The organism is Enterococcus sp. 2201sp1_2201st1_C11_2201SCRN_220225 (assembly GCF_040925905.1).
GTDB lineage: Bacteria > Bacillota > Bacilli > Lactobacillales > Enterococcaceae > Enterococcus_C > Enterococcus_C asini_A.
Genome location: NZ_JBCOJC010000022.1, coordinates 24,118 through 39,776, shown reverse-complemented (window position 1 = coordinate 39,776; position 15,659 = coordinate 24,118). Strand labels below are relative to the sequence as shown.

General features: G+C 43.1%; 20 protein-coding genes and 1 pseudogene. All 21 read left to right on the top strand.

The features are described from left to right. The first annotated feature begins 65 nt into the window (after positions 1-65). Positions 66-269, top strand: coding sequence for a hypothetical protein (locus AB5754_RS07610; protein ID WP_368251385.1), 204 nt, complete (start codon positions 66-68; stop codon positions 267-269). Positions 270-382: 113 nt separating this feature from the next. Next, positions 383-571, top strand: coding sequence for a hypothetical protein (locus AB5754_RS07605; protein WP_368251386.1), 189 nt, complete (start codon positions 383-385; stop codon positions 569-571). Next, complete coding sequence (locus tag AB5754_RS07600; protein WP_368251387.1) at positions 564-827, top strand: DUF6275 family protein; 264 nt, start codon at positions 564-566, stop codon at positions 825-827. Before AB5754_RS07605 ends, AB5754_RS07600 begins: the two co-directional genes overlap by 8 nt. A gap of 107 nt (positions 828-934) precedes the next feature. Further along, positions 935-1,471, top strand: coding sequence for a phage scaffolding protein (locus AB5754_RS07595; protein ID WP_368251388.1), 537 nt, complete (start codon positions 935-937; stop codon positions 1,469-1,471). Positions 1,472-1,474: 3 nt separating this feature from the next. Continuing rightward, positions 1,475-2,449: a major capsid protein gene (locus tag AB5754_RS07590; protein WP_368251389.1), complete on the top strand. Its 975-nt coding sequence runs from the start codon at positions 1,475-1,477 to the stop codon at positions 2,447-2,449. Position 2,450: 1 nt separating this feature from the next. After that, positions 2,451-2,690, top strand: coding sequence for a hypothetical protein (locus tag AB5754_RS07585; protein WP_368251390.1), 240 nt, complete (start codon positions 2,451-2,453; stop codon positions 2,688-2,690). Next, on the top strand, positions 2,620-3,009 hold the full coding sequence (locus AB5754_RS07580; protein WP_368259533.1) for a hypothetical protein: 390 nt from the start codon (positions 2,620-2,622) through the stop codon (positions 3,007-3,009). Before AB5754_RS07585 ends, AB5754_RS07580 begins: the two co-directional genes overlap by 71 nt. Positions 3,010-3,013: 4 nt before the next feature. After that, on the top strand, positions 3,014-3,379 hold the full coding sequence (locus tag AB5754_RS07575; protein ID WP_368251391.1) for a hypothetical protein: 366 nt from the start codon (positions 3,014-3,016) through the stop codon (positions 3,377-3,379). Further along, a complete protein-coding gene (locus AB5754_RS07570) occupies positions 3,376-3,852 on the top strand; it encodes an HK97 gp10 family phage protein (RefSeq protein ID WP_368251392.1) in 477 nt (158 codons plus the stop codon). The genes AB5754_RS07575 and AB5754_RS07570 overlap by 4 nt, the downstream gene beginning before the upstream one ends. 11 nt (positions 3,853-3,863) lie before the next feature. Then, the gene (locus AB5754_RS07565; protein WP_368251393.1) at positions 3,864-4,286 is read left to right on the top strand and encodes a DUF6838 family protein; all 423 of its coding nucleotides are present in this window, start codon (positions 3,864-3,866) and stop codon (positions 4,284-4,286) included. Continuing rightward, positions 4,279-4,473, top strand: a complete 195-nt coding sequence (locus AB5754_RS07560) for a hypothetical protein (RefSeq protein ID WP_368251394.1) — start codon at positions 4,279-4,281, stop codon at positions 4,471-4,473. Before AB5754_RS07565 ends, AB5754_RS07560 begins: the two co-directional genes overlap by 8 nt. After that, on the top strand, positions 4,473-5,777 hold the full coding sequence (locus AB5754_RS07555; RefSeq protein WP_368251395.1) for a phage tail sheath family protein: 1,305 nt from the start codon (positions 4,473-4,475) through the stop codon (positions 5,775-5,777). Before AB5754_RS07560 ends, AB5754_RS07555 begins: the two co-directional genes overlap by 1 nt. A 16-nt stretch (positions 5,778-5,793) precedes the next feature. After that, complete coding sequence (locus AB5754_RS07550; protein WP_368251396.1) at positions 5,794-6,258, top strand: phage tail tube protein; 465 nt, start codon at positions 5,794-5,796, stop codon at positions 6,256-6,258. An 18-nt stretch (positions 6,259-6,276) separates the two neighbouring features. Beyond that, positions 6,277-6,684 carry a phage portal protein gene (locus tag AB5754_RS07545; RefSeq protein ID WP_368251397.1) on the top strand — a complete coding sequence of 136 codons (408 nt, stop codon included), beginning with the start codon at positions 6,277-6,279 and terminating at the stop codon, positions 6,682-6,684. 561 nt (positions 6,685-7,245) lie between these two features. Further along, positions 7,246-8,427, top strand: a pseudogene (locus AB5754_RS07540) (phage tail tape measure protein); the annotation flags it as partial. Positions 8,428-11,487: 3,060 nt separating this feature from the next. Next, complete coding sequence (locus AB5754_RS07535) at positions 11,488-12,168, top strand: hypothetical protein (RefSeq protein WP_368251398.1); 681 nt, start codon at positions 11,488-11,490, stop codon at positions 12,166-12,168. Continuing rightward, entirely contained in the window at positions 12,168-13,142 is a 975-nt protein-coding gene (locus tag AB5754_RS07530; RefSeq protein WP_368251399.1) for a hypothetical protein, read from the top strand. The genes AB5754_RS07535 and AB5754_RS07530 overlap by 1 nt, the downstream gene beginning before the upstream one ends. Beyond that, a complete protein-coding gene (locus AB5754_RS07525; protein WP_368251400.1) occupies positions 13,142-13,444 on the top strand; it encodes a DUF2577 domain-containing protein in 303 nt (100 codons plus the stop codon). The genes AB5754_RS07530 and AB5754_RS07525 overlap by 1 nt, the downstream gene beginning before the upstream one ends. Before the next feature lie 5 nt (positions 13,445-13,449). Next, positions 13,450-13,827 carry a DUF2634 domain-containing protein gene (locus tag AB5754_RS07520; protein WP_368251401.1) on the top strand — a complete coding sequence of 126 codons (378 nt, stop codon included), beginning with the start codon at positions 13,450-13,452 and terminating at the stop codon, positions 13,825-13,827. Continuing rightward, a complete protein-coding gene (locus AB5754_RS07515) occupies positions 13,824-14,960 on the top strand; it encodes a baseplate J/gp47 family protein (RefSeq protein WP_368251402.1) in 1,137 nt (378 codons plus the stop codon). The genes AB5754_RS07520 and AB5754_RS07515 overlap by 4 nt, the downstream gene beginning before the upstream one ends. Beyond that, positions 14,957-15,658, top strand: a complete 702-nt coding sequence (locus AB5754_RS07510) for a putative phage tail protein (RefSeq protein ID WP_368251403.1) — start codon at positions 14,957-14,959, stop codon at positions 15,656-15,658. Before AB5754_RS07515 ends, AB5754_RS07510 begins: the two co-directional genes overlap by 4 nt. Position 15,659: the final 1 nt, after the last annotated feature.

Here is a 15,659-nt window from a genome sequence, read left to right as displayed (position 1 = left end):
ATTCCAGATCCATTATTCTAAAGCCGGAGTTCATATTGTTCCGACACTGAAAGGGGTGAAAACCAGTGAATCTTAGAAAGTATTTTGAAAAAAATGTACGCATTGTCTATAAAGACGGTGAAGTTATTACTGGTTTTGTTAAAGTCTACACACCTGCAATCGATACAGATGACGAGCTCTATGATGAAATTGCCTTGACCAGAACCAAATATGGTGGCCTAAATGAGGTTGGTGAAGAGGAGATTGAATCAATAGAAATCATTGAATAGCACCCAGTCACAAGCTAGTGATTGAGTGCTATTTTTGTACTCAAAATTACCGAGGCTGACATTATGTCCTAGTAATAGGGCTTTTTATTTAAAAAAAGAGAGGAATTTGCAAAATGGAATTAATTGTATTCACAAATAACGGACAAACTTATCATTTTAATGGTGTAACAGATTTTAGACCGACTACCACTGGATTTTCTTTCTCTTATACCGGAAAAGCTACTGGTGTGACACGTCAAGCAGTATTTAACAATACAAGTACAGCAGGCTATGCATTAGCGGAGGTAAAAAATAATGGATAACGGAATTTTTATTGGAAAATGTAAAAAATTGGTTGCTGATTATGCCAATCAACATCTGGATAAGAGCAATCAAAAAGAAATTGATACTGAAGAAGTTTTTGTAGTTTGGCAATGCAAAACGTTGCAAAACAACAAAGCTCTATTAAGCACTACACTTTTTGATGGCATGTATTACGAGCTGACCTATAGTGGGGACAAATCGGAAATCTATTTTGATGCCTACAAAAAATGGGAGAACAAAGCAATTAAAGTCTAGCAATCGCTAGGCTTTTTATTTTGCCTTTTTTGCTGTTGCAGGCGTTAAAGAACAACGCTCCTAATCGTGGTCGTCGCCACGTAAAAAAATCGAAAGGAAGATGTTTTATGAACCGAGAAGAACTGAAAAAGATGGGGTTGACGGATGAGCAAATCAACCAAGTAATGGCCAGCCATGGTCAGTCAGTAAATACTTTGAATGCTGAAGTTGCCAATTGGAAAAAGACAGCTGAGGATGCTCAAGCAGAAACGACTGACAAGGATAAGGAGATTGAACGTCTAAAACCATTTGAGGAGCAAGTCGGCACTCTGACAACGGAAAATGGCGATCTTAAATCCAAGGTTTCAACTGCTGAAAAGAATAGCAAAGTAGTTGCTGCTTTGGCCAAGTCAAATGCTCATGATGTCACCGATTTGATGAAGTTTCTCGACCAGGATTCAATCACTATGGATGATAAAGGGAACCTGCAAGGTCTCGATGATCAGTTGAAATCTTTGCAAGAAGGTAAGGCGTGGTTGTTTCAAACCGGTAAGCCAGCCGTACCATCGTATGATCCAGCTGGTGGCGTGGATCCAAAAGCACCTAAAACGATGGCGGAAGCAATCGAATCCGGCATCAAATCACAAATAAAAGGAGATGCATGATAAATGCCAGTAACATTACTTGAAGCACGAAAAAATGTACAAGATGACTTGCAACTAGGGGTCATTGATGAATTTCGGAAGAATAATTTCTTGTTGGACACTTTAACCTTTGATGATGCTGTTTCACCAACAGGTGGGGGCACCACCTTGACCTACGCTTATACTCGCTTGAAAACACAACCTACCGCTGAATTTCGTGAAGTGAACTCTGAATATACGCCTCATGAAGTGGAAAAAGAACGTCATTCTGTTGACTTGAAAATCTTTGGTGGATCTTACCAAATTGACCGAGTGATTGCCAATATGGGTGGGATTGTAAAAGAAGTTGAATTACAACAAGCTCAAAAAATCAAAGCTGCTTCTGCTTTGTTTAACGATACAGTAATCAATGGAGATTCTGCAGTTAATGCAAAAGCGTTTGATGGCTTGGACAAGGCCTTGGCTGGTTCTACTACTGAATTTGACACTGGGCTTATTGATTTATCCACTTCTGCAACTATTGATACAAACTACAAATATTTTGTTGATGCATTGGATGAGTTCTTAATGGGCTTGGATGGAGAACCAGGTGCCTTGATGGGTAATTCGATGATGATTGCACGAATTCGTGCGGTAGCTCGTCGTATGGGCCAATATCAAGAGACAAAAGACGGCTTTGGACGTGTGATTTCTAACTATGGAATTGTGCCGTTGGTAGATTTGGGCGCCAAAGCTGGTTCCAACGATCCAATTGTATCTACTAAAGCTGATGGAACTACTTCCCTTTATGCTGTCCGTTTCGGTTTAGATGGCTTCCACGGTGTTACTACTGCAGATGGTATGCCAATTAAAACTTGGTTGCCTGATTTCTCTAAAGCTGGCGCTGTGAAGACTGGTGAAGTTGAAATGTTGGCAGCGGTAGCCTTGAAAGCTACAAAAGCTGCTGGTGTATTCCGTAATATTCAAATCAAACCTGCAGCTGCCGGTGGAGGTGAATAAGATGGCTAAAATTATCGCACCGAACAAACAATACACAGGAATTTCAGCCAGTGTTGCCTTTGCCCAAGGTGTTGGCCAAACTGAAAATCCAAAACTCATTCAATGGTTCAAAGAGCATGGCTATACTGTTGAGGAACCAAAAGCAGAACCAAAAGGGGAGGCTACAGTTGATGGAAAATCTACAAAGTCTAGTTCTAAAGCTGTTGCCAAAACTAAAGCAGCTACTAAAGATTCCAAGTGATCAAGTCGATTTAGATGAAGTTCTGAAGTTTTCGCTTGAGACAGAAATCTTGGATGTGCTGAATTATTGCAATCTGGAAGATTTGCCTTGGCAATTAGAAAATACGGTAGTCATGATGACAAAAGACCTTCTTGAAGCTACTCAGTTGCTACTGTCAGCTGATGAAGTTTCAGAAGGACAGGTCAAGTCAATTACTGAAGGAGATTTTGCTATTACGAAAGCAACTTCTGCTGAAATGATGGCTGCCATGGTTAATGTATCTTCTTTTTCTCAAAACTACGAAGACCGTCTCAATTCATTTCGAAAGTTTCGGTGGTGATCACATGGATATCTATGAATATGCCAAACAGGAATTCGAAAAGCAGTATGATTCTCTTCTGACCGTTTCTGTTAATGAACCGGTAAAGGATGGGGCCATCACAAAGCCTAAATGGGTTGAGAAGATTACGAATCAGCCTTGCCGAATTGCTCAAAAACGGGTAGTGAATCCATCAACTGAAGGCAATGCGCCTCAAGTTTCGTATGTCACAACACTTTACTGCTCACCTTTGACGGAAGTTCCTCCTGGAAGTCGAATCAAGGTTACGGATGTCCACGGGGTTATCCGGGACTACAAACGGTCTTCTGAAGGGTTCAGTAGTTACCGGACGCATCAAGAAATCGTGATGGAAAGGGTGTTTGTGCTATGAGTGGTGATGGTTTTTTCTTTGATGAATTTGAGCAGTTCGCTGCTAACTTCCACAAGACACTTCAAGAAGAAACGTTTGTGATTGATGTCATGAACCACCTTGGCAATATCATGATTCGGGATGTGAAAGAACGAACCCCAGTTGGGCAGTATGACAATACTGTCTTTTTTGTTCGTGGAGGCAAACTCCTGGTGTTTGAAGCAGATGGCGGGCCTGGTCGTACTGGTGGCAATCTTCGGCGCAACTGGGTATTGGACAGCTGTACAAAAGAAGGAGACACCTATGTGGTCACTATTTCCAACAACACGGAATATGCTGGCTATGTTGAAAATGGACACCGTACCGCTGACCATAGTGGATGGGTTGAGGGGCAATTCATGATGAAAATTACTATGGACGAAATCATGGATAAGCTCCCATCAATCGTTGGTCCGGCTTACAAAAATTACTTGATGAAATTCGGTTTTAGTTAGGAGGAATGCAGATGGATATTACTGCAGCAATCGCAAATCAGCTGTTGAAAATAGAGCCAGAAGCAACAATCTACCGTGAGCAGCAGGAACAAAGCTTTGTCGAACCGTCCTTCTATGTTTACGAGATTACTGCTACTGGTGTGGGTGAAGTAAATAGCTATGAGATGCGAAAACATACCTTCTGCGTTATGTGGATTCCTGACAGTCGGCTAGACAACCCAGGTCCAAGAGAACAGTGCGAAATCATGCGTGAGAAGCTCTTAGACGAGTTTCAGCGTTTGGATAATTTATCTATCGGGGTGTTTGGCAAAGAAGCCAAAACCGTTGATGGTGCCCTGCAGTTCACATTCCGAATGAGATACAGAGTTACACCAGAAGACGAGACCCCAAAACTGGAATCCTTGAAACAAAATGGAGGCTTAAAGAATGGCTAGATCAAAAAAAGAAACAAAAAAAGTTTTGCCGGCTGAACCAAAATATCCGAAAAAAGATATTTTGGAGTCTGCAGAATTTAGCAAAATCGAACGAGACTTTTTGACTGCCTATCTGCCAGACGGAGAACATACCGTGGCAGATGCGAAGAAGGTTCTCGAAAAAATTAGAAAAGGAGCTGTGAAATAATGGCAGGTGGAACATGGACATCTCAAAATAAAGTGCGCCCTGGAGCGTACATCAATATTAATTCTACGGGCAATGTCGGCACCACGGATGCAACAACTGGTGTGATGACGTTGCCTATTAATTTGGACTTTGGTCCAGAAAAACAAGTGGTGGAGGTATCAGCTAACAGCAATCTCACTCAATTCGGCTATGACCTTGGTGATCCAAAGATGCTGCTTTTGAAAGAGGCACTCAAACAAGCGGCTACTGTTTTGCTTTACCGAGTAGGATCTGGTGCTAAAGCTACTGTGACGGAAGGTCCTGTGACCGCAACTGCCCTATTCGGCGGAGCCCGGGGGAACTCTATTAACTTGGTATCCAAGGCTAATGTGAATGTGACTGGCTCTTTCGATGTGGAAACTTACTTGGCTGGTCGGTTGATTGATACGCAAACCGCCGCTACAGTGCAAGAACTAAAAGCCAATAATTTGGTGGATTTCGCCGGAGAGGGAGACCTAACCGCCTTTTCTGTCAGCTTGGAAGGTGGCACTGATACTGCTCCAGCTGTGCAGGACTACATGGATTACTTCACTGCAATTCAGGTTTATGACTTCAACACTATGGCTTTGCCGGTAAGCGAGGCTGCAATCAAAACCGCTGGCGCCTCTTTTATCAAGCGAATGCGGGATGAGGAAGGGAAGAAATGCCAGTTGGTGGTTGCTGGATTTGATGCAGATCACGAAGCGGTCATCAATGTCAAAAATGGCGTGAAGTTAGAAGATGGCACCGTGATTAGTGCTGAACAGGCAACGGTCTGGGTGGCCGGCGCGGCTGCTGCAGCTGGTGTGGCTACCTCTTTGACCTACCGGAAATATGATGGTGCGGTAGATGTCAGCCAACGGTACCTGAATAGCGAAATCATTGCCGCCTTGAAAGCTGGTGAGTTTGTCTTTACCGAAAAGCGTGGAGAAGCCGTTATTGAGCAGGATATCAATAGCCTACACACTTTTACTAGTGATAAGAGCCAAGACTTTAGCAAAAACCGTGTGTTACGGGTGTTGGACGATATCGCCAACAACACCAAGAAAACTTTTGAAGATAATTTCATTGGCAAAGTAAATAACGATCAAGATGGCCGGGAAATGTTCAAAGCCAATCGGATTACTTACTTTGATACATTGCAAGCAGCTGGTGCTATTACCAACTTTACTGCTGAAGATGTGGAAGTAGTAGCTGGTGAAGCCAAGGATTCTATTTTAATGAACGTGGCTGTCCAACCCGTTGATGCAATGGAAAAACTTTACATGACCGTGCAAGTGGTCTAAGAGAGGGGAATAGGAAATGGGATTTTTAAAAGCAGGAGATGTGATTTCTGGTCGTGAGGGTACTGCCTTCATGACCATCGACGGCCGGAATGTGCCAATGTTTTTCCTTAAAACGATTGAGGCCACGGTGGAACTAGTCAAAACCGAAGTGCCAGTTTTGGGAAAACGGACGAACCAACAAAAAGTTACCGGTGCTAATGGTACTGGTTCCATGACGATTCACAAGGTGACCAGCGAATTTGCGAATATTGCTGTGAATTACATGAAATCCGGTACGATTCCGGATATTACGGTTAAGGTTACCAACGATGACCCTAATTCGACTATCGGCCGGCAAACGATCTTATTGAAGGATGTCATTTTTGATTCCATCGTTATTGCAAAATTAGATGTAGAATCTGAAACCTTGGATGAAGATGTGGACTTTACCTTCAGTGACACGGATATTTTAGAAGCATTTACTGAACCAACATTAGGTTAATTATAGGAGGAGCAATTAATGGATAACGTAGTAGATATCAAAAGTTTTTTAGTACCAAATACTGCCGAAACAAAAGAGGTCAAATTTGAACGGTTTCCTGAACCATTTGTAATCAAATCTTTGAGCGAAACAGAAAATGATAATTTGAAAAAAGCATCTACCTCAAAACGCATCAGTAAATCTGGTAATCGCGTTTCTGATTTGGATACTGATAAATACGGAGATGCATTGTTGGCTCGTTGTGTGGCCACTCCAGACTTGCAAAATGCGGAACTACAAACCTTCTTTGGAACTTCTGGAGATGCGATTGGCACGTTAAAAGCCATGCTTCGTGCTGGCGAATATGCCAATTTGACCAAAGAAGTTCTTGGCTTTAATGGTTTCAACGAAGATGAAGAAGAGATCAAGGATGAAGTAAAAAACTAATTAATGACGGCAACCCCGAATTTGTATATGCCTACCATGCATATCATGCAAACGGGATGTTGCCGTCTGTTTTTGCTGCTTTACCTCGTCGGGAACAATTAATGATCATGGCGTTCATTGATGTGAAGACTGATCAGGAAAAGAAAGCAGCTAGGAAATTCAAAAAGTAGGTGAATCCTGATGGCAACGTCTTTAGAAGCAAGTCTAAGGCTACGTGATCAGTTCACCGCAGTTCTCCAAAAAGTGGATTCTTCTATGCAGAAAGCAACGAAGAGCATGCAAGACTTTAAGCAGAAAGTATCCGGTCCCGCGCAAGCCATGAATCAAATGGCAACGGCCGCGGCGGCTTCTGTAAACAAGTTGAATTCCAGCATGAAGAGTGGCATGGAAAAAGCAAGTAATGTGGTGAAATCCACTACGGAACGAATCTTGTCCAACTTTGGGAGCTTCGGGAACCGTATCTCGGGCAAGCTGAATCTTTCTGGTGTGACCAATAAATTCACATCGGCATTCAGCTCTATTCAATCAAAGGTTTCAAGTGGTGTTTCGGCTGTTGGAAATGTGCTTTCCAGTCTGAAAGCCAAAATCTCGGGGCCATTTAATGCGGCAGTTTCAGTCGTCAAGAATGGTGCCACCAAAATCAAAAACTTCCTGAAGCAATCAGGAAATGCTTTCAAAGAGTTTGGTAATGACGCCAAAGCTGGCATGAGCAAAATCGAGAGTGCCTTTTCGCCTCTGGGAACATTTCTTAAGGCTGGGGCCGTTGCAGGCGGAGCGGCATTAGTTGGCCTAGGGAAGAAAGTCTATGACGTTGCTGGGACGTTTGATACTCAAATGTCTCGGGTTAAGGCGATTTCTGGAGCAACTGGTGACGCCTTTAAGCAAATGCGTGAGCAAGCAATCGAACTCGGGGCTAAGACAGCCTTTAGTGCGACTGAATCTGCAGCAGGCATGGAAAATTTGGCTTCAGCTGGTTTTAACGCCCAAGAAATCATGGCAGCAATGCCAGGGCTTTTGGACTTAGCCGCTGTTTCCGGTGGAGACGTGGCCTTAGCTTCTGAAAATGCTGCGACTGCTCTACGTGGTTTCAACATGGATGCTAGTCAAGCTGGTCATGTGGCCAATGTGTTTGCCCGTGCGGCAGCCGATACCAATGCGGAAGTAGCGGATATGGGCGAAGCGATGAAATATGTTGCTCCTGTGGCCAATTCAATGGGACTTTCCATTGAAGAAGTAGCGGCTTCCATCGGGATCATGTCTGATGCCGGTGTCAAAGGTTCCCAAGCGGGTACTACTTTGCGTGGTGCCTTGTCTCGTTTGGCCAAACCTACTGATCCAATGATTGCCAAAATGGATGAGTTGGGGTTGAGTTTCTACGATGCCAATGGCCAGATGAAACCTTTGACTGACCAGGTAGGGATGTTGCAAGGTGCTTTCAAAAACTTGACGCCCGAACAGCAACAGAACGCTCTGGTTACTCTCTATGGTCAAGAATCACTCTCTGGGATGATGGCGCTCGTTGCTAAAGGCCCAGATGCATTAGGCAAGTTGACGGACTCTCTAAAAAATAGTTCTGGTGCCGCTGCCGAGATGGCCGAGATTATGCAAGACAACTTGCAGTCTAAAGTGGAACAGCTAGGCGGTGCTTTTGAATCCGGCTTGATTAACATTGGTGATCGTTTATTTCCAATTGTGAAGCCAGCTATTGAGAAAGTGACTAGCTTTTTAGAAGATAAATTATCTGTTGAAAGTGTAGGAAAGTTTTTTGATCAGTTAGAAAAATACGGCTCTGTCCTCAAATCTGCTTTTGATGATGTCAAAGGACCCGTTTCTGATGCAATTGGAGCAATTGGGGACAGTTTGAAAAAACTAACCGGTGGCTTTGGTAGCAAGAAAAGCGTGGATGGCTTTAAGGATTTCGTTGAAGGAATCGCTGAAGGCATCAAGAAATTGGCGAATTTTGCTGAGAAACACTCAGACGGAATCGCCAAACTGATTTCCATCATGCCAAAAGTTGCAGCTGCTTTTGTTGGCTTCAAATTAGGCAAAGGGATCCTGACACCGTTTCTGAATTTTGGTTCAGGAATTTTGACTCTAACCAAAGGATTTGGAAAACTTGGTGGAGGTCTTGGAAAAGCTATTGGAGGTATCTTCAAGAAGCTTCCTGGCAAAGAGTCTGCACCTGGTGGAGGCAGCGGGGACCTAGGAGCTTCTGCCGCTATTAGCCCTTTGCAGACATTCCTTGGTACAATGAACAGTTTTGCTAAGGGCGCAACTACCCTTGCGCTTGTTTTTGGTGTCATTAAGCTAATTGAAGAATTGGCTCAAGCATTGAAAGATATTGATACCAAAGTGCCAAAAGACCTTTCAAATCTTGCTCCGAAACTTCTCAATATGGGCATAGCCCTCACAGGCATGGGAACTTTCGTCAAACTGGCAGAGCGCTTCTCGAAGGATGCTAAAGGTGCTGCTAGAGGATTAGCTGTGGTTGCTGGAATCAGTGCAAATCTGATTGTCGCTGCGGTCGCTATGCAACAAATTAATAGTCGGGTACCAGCTGACATCGGCAATTTCGCAAGTAAGATGGCCAACATGGGCATTGCACTTGGCGGTATGGGACTTTTGGTCTTAGCGGCGGGCAAACTCGCCTCAATGAATCCTAGTGGTGCCATTGCAGGTCTAGCCGTTGTTGCCGGGATTTCTTTGGAACTAATGTTAGCCGCTGAAGCAATGAAGCAGGTCAACGACAAAGTTCCGGATGATATCGGGAACTTTGCTTCAAAAGTTGCGAATATGGCAATTGCCATTGGGGGCATGGGCGGTTTAGTCGGGGCTGTTGGTGCATTAGTTTCGACAGGAATTGGCGCCCTCATCGGTGGTGCTGGCCTTTTGGCAGTTGCTGCATTGGCAGGCGAGATGATGCTAGTAGCTGAAGCTATTTCTCAGATGGATGCAAAAATCCCTGAAGACCTTTCGTCAGTTAAGACAAAAATCGACAATATTGCTGAAACAATTGGTTACTTTACTGCAGCTAATTTAGGTGGTATTTTAGATCTATTCTCAAATGCTGTTGGTGTTTTAAATGTTAGCGTGGTTACTACTGGAATCAATAAATTTGCTGATTTGGCAACTGCTCTACAACAATTTGATTCTATCGAGGTATCAACTACTGCCGGCGAAAAAATTAAGCAAATTCAAAAAGTTGTTGAATCGATTGCGAAGTCTAATCTAGGTGATTTGATTTCTAGTGGTTTTACTGCTATTGACACTTCAATTATCATTAAGACTTTGGATAATCTCATTGATATTGGAAATTCACTGACTAGCATTGATCAACTTACGTTTGATGCTGCTTCTGTGAAGACAAAAATTAAGGATATCCAATCAGTTATTGATGATTTAGGAAATGGCGGGATTTTAGACAAAATCGGTTCTATTTTTGGTGGCAAGCTAGATACTGCTAATTTTGGTGTTGCTAAAAAAGCTTTTAATCAGTTGATTGATATTGGAAACAGTCTTGTCGGTCTTCAAGGAATCACTTTTGATGTAGGAACCGTCAAACAAAAAGTGAAAGATATTAATTCTGTAATTCAAGAGCTTGGTACTTCTGGTATTGGGGAATATATTGGAACGATGATTAAAGGTGCGCAATTGGGTGAGGTAAAAGCTTCACTTGATGCTATGAACAATCTTGTTGGTCCAATAACTCAATTAGCTACAGCTGAGTTTGATGCTACTGCAGCTACTACCAAAGTGAATGAAATCAACCAGGTAATCAAAGCACTTGGAACTGCAGGTATTAGTGAATACTTTGGTACTATGCTTAAATCTGCTCAGCTTGGAGAAATTGTTTCAGCTGTTCAGACGTTGATTCAGGTTCGAGATCAATTGAATACTTTTGCATCCGGAGCGCTAAATGAAAATGTTCAAACTGCAATTGCTGCCATTAAAACCGCCATTCAACAGTTAAGTACGATTACTGCAGGTAGTGATGGCGGAGGGCTTCAAGGCGTTGCTAGTGGTTTTTCTGCCGTTACTCAGCAGATGAGTGCTTTCAATACAACCGCCCAATCCATGGGAACTGGAATTTCAACAGTTGCTAGCACCTTCCAAAGTTCTATGACTACCATCAAAACTAGTGTAGAAACCACTATGACGAGTCTGCCCCAAGTCGCAACAACCGGAATGACAGGATTTAACAACGCTATAGCAACAGGAATGAGCCAGTCGGCGGCTACTGCCCGTTCTGGGTCCGCACAAATCGTGTCGGCTTTTTCCGGATTACGTGGCCAGTTGCAATCAGCTGGTTCTTATGCCATGTCTGGTTTAGCTATTGGAATTCAGTCTGGCGCCAGTTCTGCAATTGCAGCTGCGCAATCTGTTGCTAACAAAGTAACTTCAACGATTCAATCAGCCCTCAAGATTCACAGCCCTTCACGGGTCATGATGGCCGTGGGTGGATTTGTCTCTGCCGGCTTGGCCAAGGGGATTACTGCGGCTCAAAATTTAGTCAGCAATGCCAGCAGTCGTCTAGCAACTGCAGCTGTACCTAGTCCGTTGGCTGATGTTTCGGCTAGCGGTACTGTGACTAGCACCATGAAGTTGGATGATTCCGAGGTTGAGAGTCTCAAAGCTGCAAGCACTCAAACCGTGGTAGTACAGCACAAACAAGTGGTGCCACAAGTTGTGATCAACGTTGACAACAAAGACGGCGAGCCAATTGACACGGATGCGCTGCTTCAAGAATTTGAAGACAAAGTAATGGAACTCTATGAATCGGATTTAAGTTAGGAGGCATGTAAAATGGCAATTAAGTTCTATCTCGATATTGGCGGGAAGCGATACATGCTTCCTGTCAATCCGGGAGAATTAGAAGTAGATATTCCAGTTAATAACCAATCAACTGAAGTGGTGAAACTGGGGGAAATTACTCAGTTTTCACCAACAGGATTACAAAGTATCAGCTTTAGTAGCTTTTTTCCTTTGAAGAAGAATTCATCTTTTTCAACACCTGGCGCGGATTGGAAGGCTCCCCACGATTATGTGGCACTCTTCAAGAAAGCCATGGATGACCAAAAGGCGATTCGCTTAATCATTACAGATACGAAAATCAACAGCCTTGTCTCGATTGATTCATTCAAGTGGTCACTTGTGGATTCTACAGGAGACGTGGAATACTCTGTTTCTTTTAAAGAGTATAGAGAGTATGCTGCCAAATATGTGAAGACTGTCGCCCAAAAAGTATCGCCCACACCACCAAAACCTCGTCCCGTTGTCAACCAAACAATCACTCCTGGGTGTACGGTGATTGTCAATGGACGACTGCATCGGGATAGCTACGGTAGTGGACCTGGTGTAACGGAAGTGAACGCCACGAGAAAGGTCAATTTTATTGCCAGGGGGCGTTCTCATCCATATCACGTTACATTGCTGAATGGTGGGTGGCGTGGTTGGGTGACGGCTGGAAGTGTGAGGCGAATCTAATGAAACTACAGGTATTTGAGACGAGTATTACTTACTGGTCAATGTATGATTTGTCTGAAATTGTCAGTGATGTAAGCTGGTCCACAGGAACTGGTTCGCAACCCGGAAAGTTTACGTTTAATATCCAAGAGGACAAAATGGTCTTTCTCCGCAATGGCGACATCATTACTGCCAAAGTGGATGGAAAGACTTTTTTTGAGGGAAAAATTTTCACTCGGAAAAAGAAGAAAAATAAAACTTGGCAAATTATCGTTTATGACAATCTAAGGTATTTGAAAAATGAAGATACGTTAGTCTTTAGCGCGTCTAGTGCCTCTGCAAGATTTAAAACCATTTGCCAGACACAAGGACTGCCTTTTCGAATTTTGGATAATGCGGGCTATAACTGTGCGGCAGCTGTTATGGATCAAAAAACTTATTTTTCTATGTTAGAAGATTCCCTCGAGGAAACTCGCAAGGGATATGGTGTTCGCTATGGGATTCGTGATAATGCTGGAACTTTAGAATTCTATAACTACAATCGGATGATTACAAAGCTGGTTTTAGGTGATCAATCATTGGTCACGGATTACGACTATGAATCTTCTATTGATGAAGCTTTCAATGCTGTGAAGGTAATCCGAGAAAATGAGGACAAAAAAACCCGTGAAGTCTTTACCGCAACCCATACTGGCAGTATCAAGAAGTGGGGAAAACTCCAAATGGTAGAAACCGCTAGTGATGCAGAACTGAATAGCTCTCAATTGCAGAAGCAAGCCAATGATCTGTTAAGAGAAAACAACAAAGAAACCAGAACTCTTAGCCTTGAAGCAGTGGGGAATATCAGCATTCAAGCTGGGAATAGTTTCATTTTGCGACTGTCCGACTTAGAGCGTGAGGGTATCAAAAAAGATACTTTAGCTTTGGTTCATAGTTGTGACCACAGTCTTGGTTTTCCTCATACCATGAGTTTAGAAGTGGAGGTGCTGGCATAATGGCCGGAGAAAAATTAGCAAGAGCCTTAAAAGATAGCAAGCCAAAAACCGGGGAATTATCTGATTTGATGTTTGGTATCGTGACTAGCACTTCTCCTTTAAGAATCCAAGCTGAAAGTCGCATGCAGCTGTCTAGTGAACATCTAATTTTGTCTCGTATGGTCAAAGATTTAACGATTACCATCACCATTGAAGGGAAATCTGGTTCGGCTCAAGTCTTTCGGCCGTTAAGAACTGGAGATAGAGTGGCCATGTTACGAGTGAGTAAAGGTCAGAAATTTTATGTGCTAGAAAGGGTGTGATTGGTATGGATGAAGAAGTAGAAGTAGAAGTACAGATGCCCACAAGGACCTATAAAATTTCAAATGGCCGTGTGAATGGTTGGATTGATGATTTAGAAGCCATGAGACAAGCTGTTGAAAAGATTTTATCAACAGAACGTTTTGAGTGGGTTATCTACTCTGATAATTATGGAATCGAAATGCAAGACCTAATTGGCAGCGACTTTGATTTGATTAAATCTGAAATTGAGCGGGTAGTCAGTGAAGCTCTACTGGCTGATGAACGAATTGAAAGTGTTGATAATTTTGATTTACAACAGACCAATCGTTCTTCATTACTTTTTAGTTTTACCGTTTTGACAGTGTTTGGGGAAATCAAGATGGAACAGGAGGTGGTTGCGTGAACTATGAAGAAATTGGCCAGTATCTTGAAGAACGAGACTTTGCCTATTATTTGGAACAAGCCATGGAACAAGTCCCGGATAATATTGATATTCGAGAGGGCTCCATTATGTATGATGCTTTGGCGCCGGCTTGCTACTCTCTGGCTGAGTTTACTATGCAGTTGAAAAATGTTTTGCTAGAAACCTTTACCCAAACAGCACAAGGCGGGTACTTGGACTTGCGAGCAGAAGAGCATGGTATTAAACGGATTGCCGCCACTCAAGCGATTGTCAAAGGGAAATTCACTAAGGATGATGGATCAGCCGTGACTTTGGTTGAAGGAAATCGTTTCTCTAGCATTGATGATGACCCTGTTTACTATTCGGTAATTCAACAAGACGCTGACCCACTTTACTACACTTTGCTGGCCGAAACTGCCGGCACCCGGGGCAATCAGTATGTTGGCCAGCTTTTGCCTATTGACCACTTTAATGGTTTAGCTACCGCTGATTTAATCGAAGTGGTAATCCCAGCAAGAGATGAAGAATCTGATGGCGATTTACGAGCTAGGATTTTAAAAACTTATCAGGTTAATGCGTTTGGTGGTAACGTGGAGGACTACATTAATTTGGCTTCGGCAATTGATGGTGTAGGAGCTGTCCAAGTCTACCCTGTGTGGAATGGTGGTGGGACGGTGCGAGTGGTGATTTTAAATAATGCTTTTGGATTGCCGAACACCACTTTGGTTAACAAAGTGCAGGAGGTTATTTCTCCCACCGACGACCAAAAAGGTTATGGGCTAGCACCAATCGGTCACTTGGTCACTGTTGCCGGTCCTATTCAGAAAAATGTAGCTGTTAGTCTACACGTCGATACTATGGTGGGAGTATCTCTCGACAGCCTTAAGCCCGCTATTTTAGCCAAACTTGAGGAACATTTTTTAACCTTGAGAAAGACCTGGGCGAATCATGATGATCTCTATCATTATGGACAAACCATCTACCGTAGCCAGCTGATTGTGTCAGTCCTCCAAGTAGAAGGTGTGGCCAATGTGTCCGGTGTTAAATTCAATAATGCTGAGGCCGACTTAACGCTTCAGATGGACAATGCCAAACAAGAGATTGCCTTTCTGGGGACGGTGACCTACACATGAGCCAATTAAAAGAATTATTGCCAATTTGGTATGAAGGCATTGTTGAGACAAATATCTTGATGGACGTAGAGCAGCGATTATTTGATAATTTAGAATCTCAAATCAAGCTTGCTCAAAATAATCAGTATGTTTCTACCGCTGATAGCAAGACGATTGCTATCTACGAGCAGATGCTGGGAATCGTTACTGATCCATTAGATTCATTGGATTTACGACGGTTTCGGGTATTGACACGCCTGACCACTCAGAAACCTTATACCATGAGATATTTGCAAGAAGTTTTGCCTAGCTTTGGTGATCCGGCTGAATTGACCATGTTTTACAACGAGTACCGACTGCTGGTTGAAATGAACTTTGAAAAGCTTGGACAGGTATCTGAGATTGAGTATATTTTCCGGACGGTGGTGCCAGCGAATATCTTAGTTGATGCCCAAAACGAGTTGAAGGCCAATGTGCCCAAAACGCAACTATTCATGGCAGCTGGTATGACTAATACGGAATTGGTGATGATTACGCAAGATGTTGCGGAGGTACCTAGTATTAGCGCTCCGATTTATCAGCCGTTCGGTGTTGTGATCTCTGACCTGGAACAAACTTCTCAGGATATCGCTAAGGCTCCAGAAATCAGGCTCAATCAAAAGTTAGCCAATGCCTTCGTCAATTACCAAACAATCGAAATTACAGAAAGGGGAGAATGAC

Bases quoted from the DNA above. Each gene is read 5' to 3' on its own strand.
- AB5754_RS07570 (WP_368251392.1), top strand. From the start codon at position 3,376: ATGAGTGGTGATGGTTTTTTCTTTGATGAATTTGAGCAGTTCGCTGCT.
- AB5754_RS07565 (WP_368251393.1), top strand. From the start codon at position 3,864: ATGGATATTACTGCAGCAATCGCAAATCAGCTGTTGAAAATAGAGCCA.
- AB5754_RS07590 (WP_368251389.1), top strand. From the start codon at position 1,475: ATGCCAGTAACATTACTTGAAGCACGAAAAAATGTACAAGATGACTTG.
- AB5754_RS07560 (WP_368251394.1), top strand. From the start codon at position 4,279: ATGGCTAGATCAAAAAAAGAAACAAAAAAAGTTTTGCCGGCTGAACCA.
- AB5754_RS07600 (WP_368251387.1), top strand. From the start codon at position 564: ATGGATAACGGAATTTTTATTGGAAAATGTAAAAAATTGGTTGCTGAT.
- AB5754_RS07535 (WP_368251398.1), top strand. From the start codon at position 11,488: ATGGCAATTAAGTTCTATCTCGATATTGGCGGGAAGCGATACATGCTT.
- AB5754_RS07595 (WP_368251388.1), top strand. From the start codon at position 935: ATGAACCGAGAAGAACTGAAAAAGATGGGGTTGACGGATGAGCAAATC.
- AB5754_RS07530 (WP_368251399.1), top strand. From the start codon at position 12,168: ATGAAACTACAGGTATTTGAGACGAGTATTACTTACTGGTCAATGTAT.
- AB5754_RS07525 (WP_368251400.1), top strand. From the start codon at position 13,142: ATGGCCGGAGAAAAATTAGCAAGAGCCTTAAAAGATAGCAAGCCAAAA.
- AB5754_RS07555 (WP_368251395.1), top strand. From the start codon at position 4,473: ATGGCAGGTGGAACATGGACATCTCAAAATAAAGTGCGCCCTGGAGCG.
- AB5754_RS07545 (WP_368251397.1), top strand. From the start codon at position 6,277: ATGGATAACGTAGTAGATATCAAAAGTTTTTTAGTACCAAATACTGCC.
- AB5754_RS07605 (WP_368251386.1), top strand. From the start codon at position 383: ATGGAATTAATTGTATTCACAAATAACGGACAAACTTATCATTTTAAT.
- AB5754_RS07585 (WP_368251390.1), top strand. From the start codon at position 2,451: ATGGCTAAAATTATCGCACCGAACAAACAATACACAGGAATTTCAGCC.
- AB5754_RS07575 (WP_368251391.1), top strand. From the start codon at position 3,014: ATGGATATCTATGAATATGCCAAACAGGAATTCGAAAAGCAGTATGAT.
- AB5754_RS07550 (WP_368251396.1), top strand. From the start codon at position 5,794: ATGGGATTTTTAAAAGCAGGAGATGTGATTTCTGGTCGTGAGGGTACT.
- AB5754_RS07580 (WP_368259533.1), top strand. From the start codon at position 2,620: ATGGAAAATCTACAAAGTCTAGTTCTAAAGCTGTTGCCAAAACTAAAG.
- AB5754_RS07510 (WP_368251403.1), top strand. From the start codon at position 14,957: ATGAGCCAATTAAAAGAATTATTGCCAATTTGGTATGAAGGCATTGTT.
- AB5754_RS07520 (WP_368251401.1), top strand. From the start codon at position 13,450: ATGGATGAAGAAGTAGAAGTAGAAGTACAGATGCCCACAAGGACCTAT.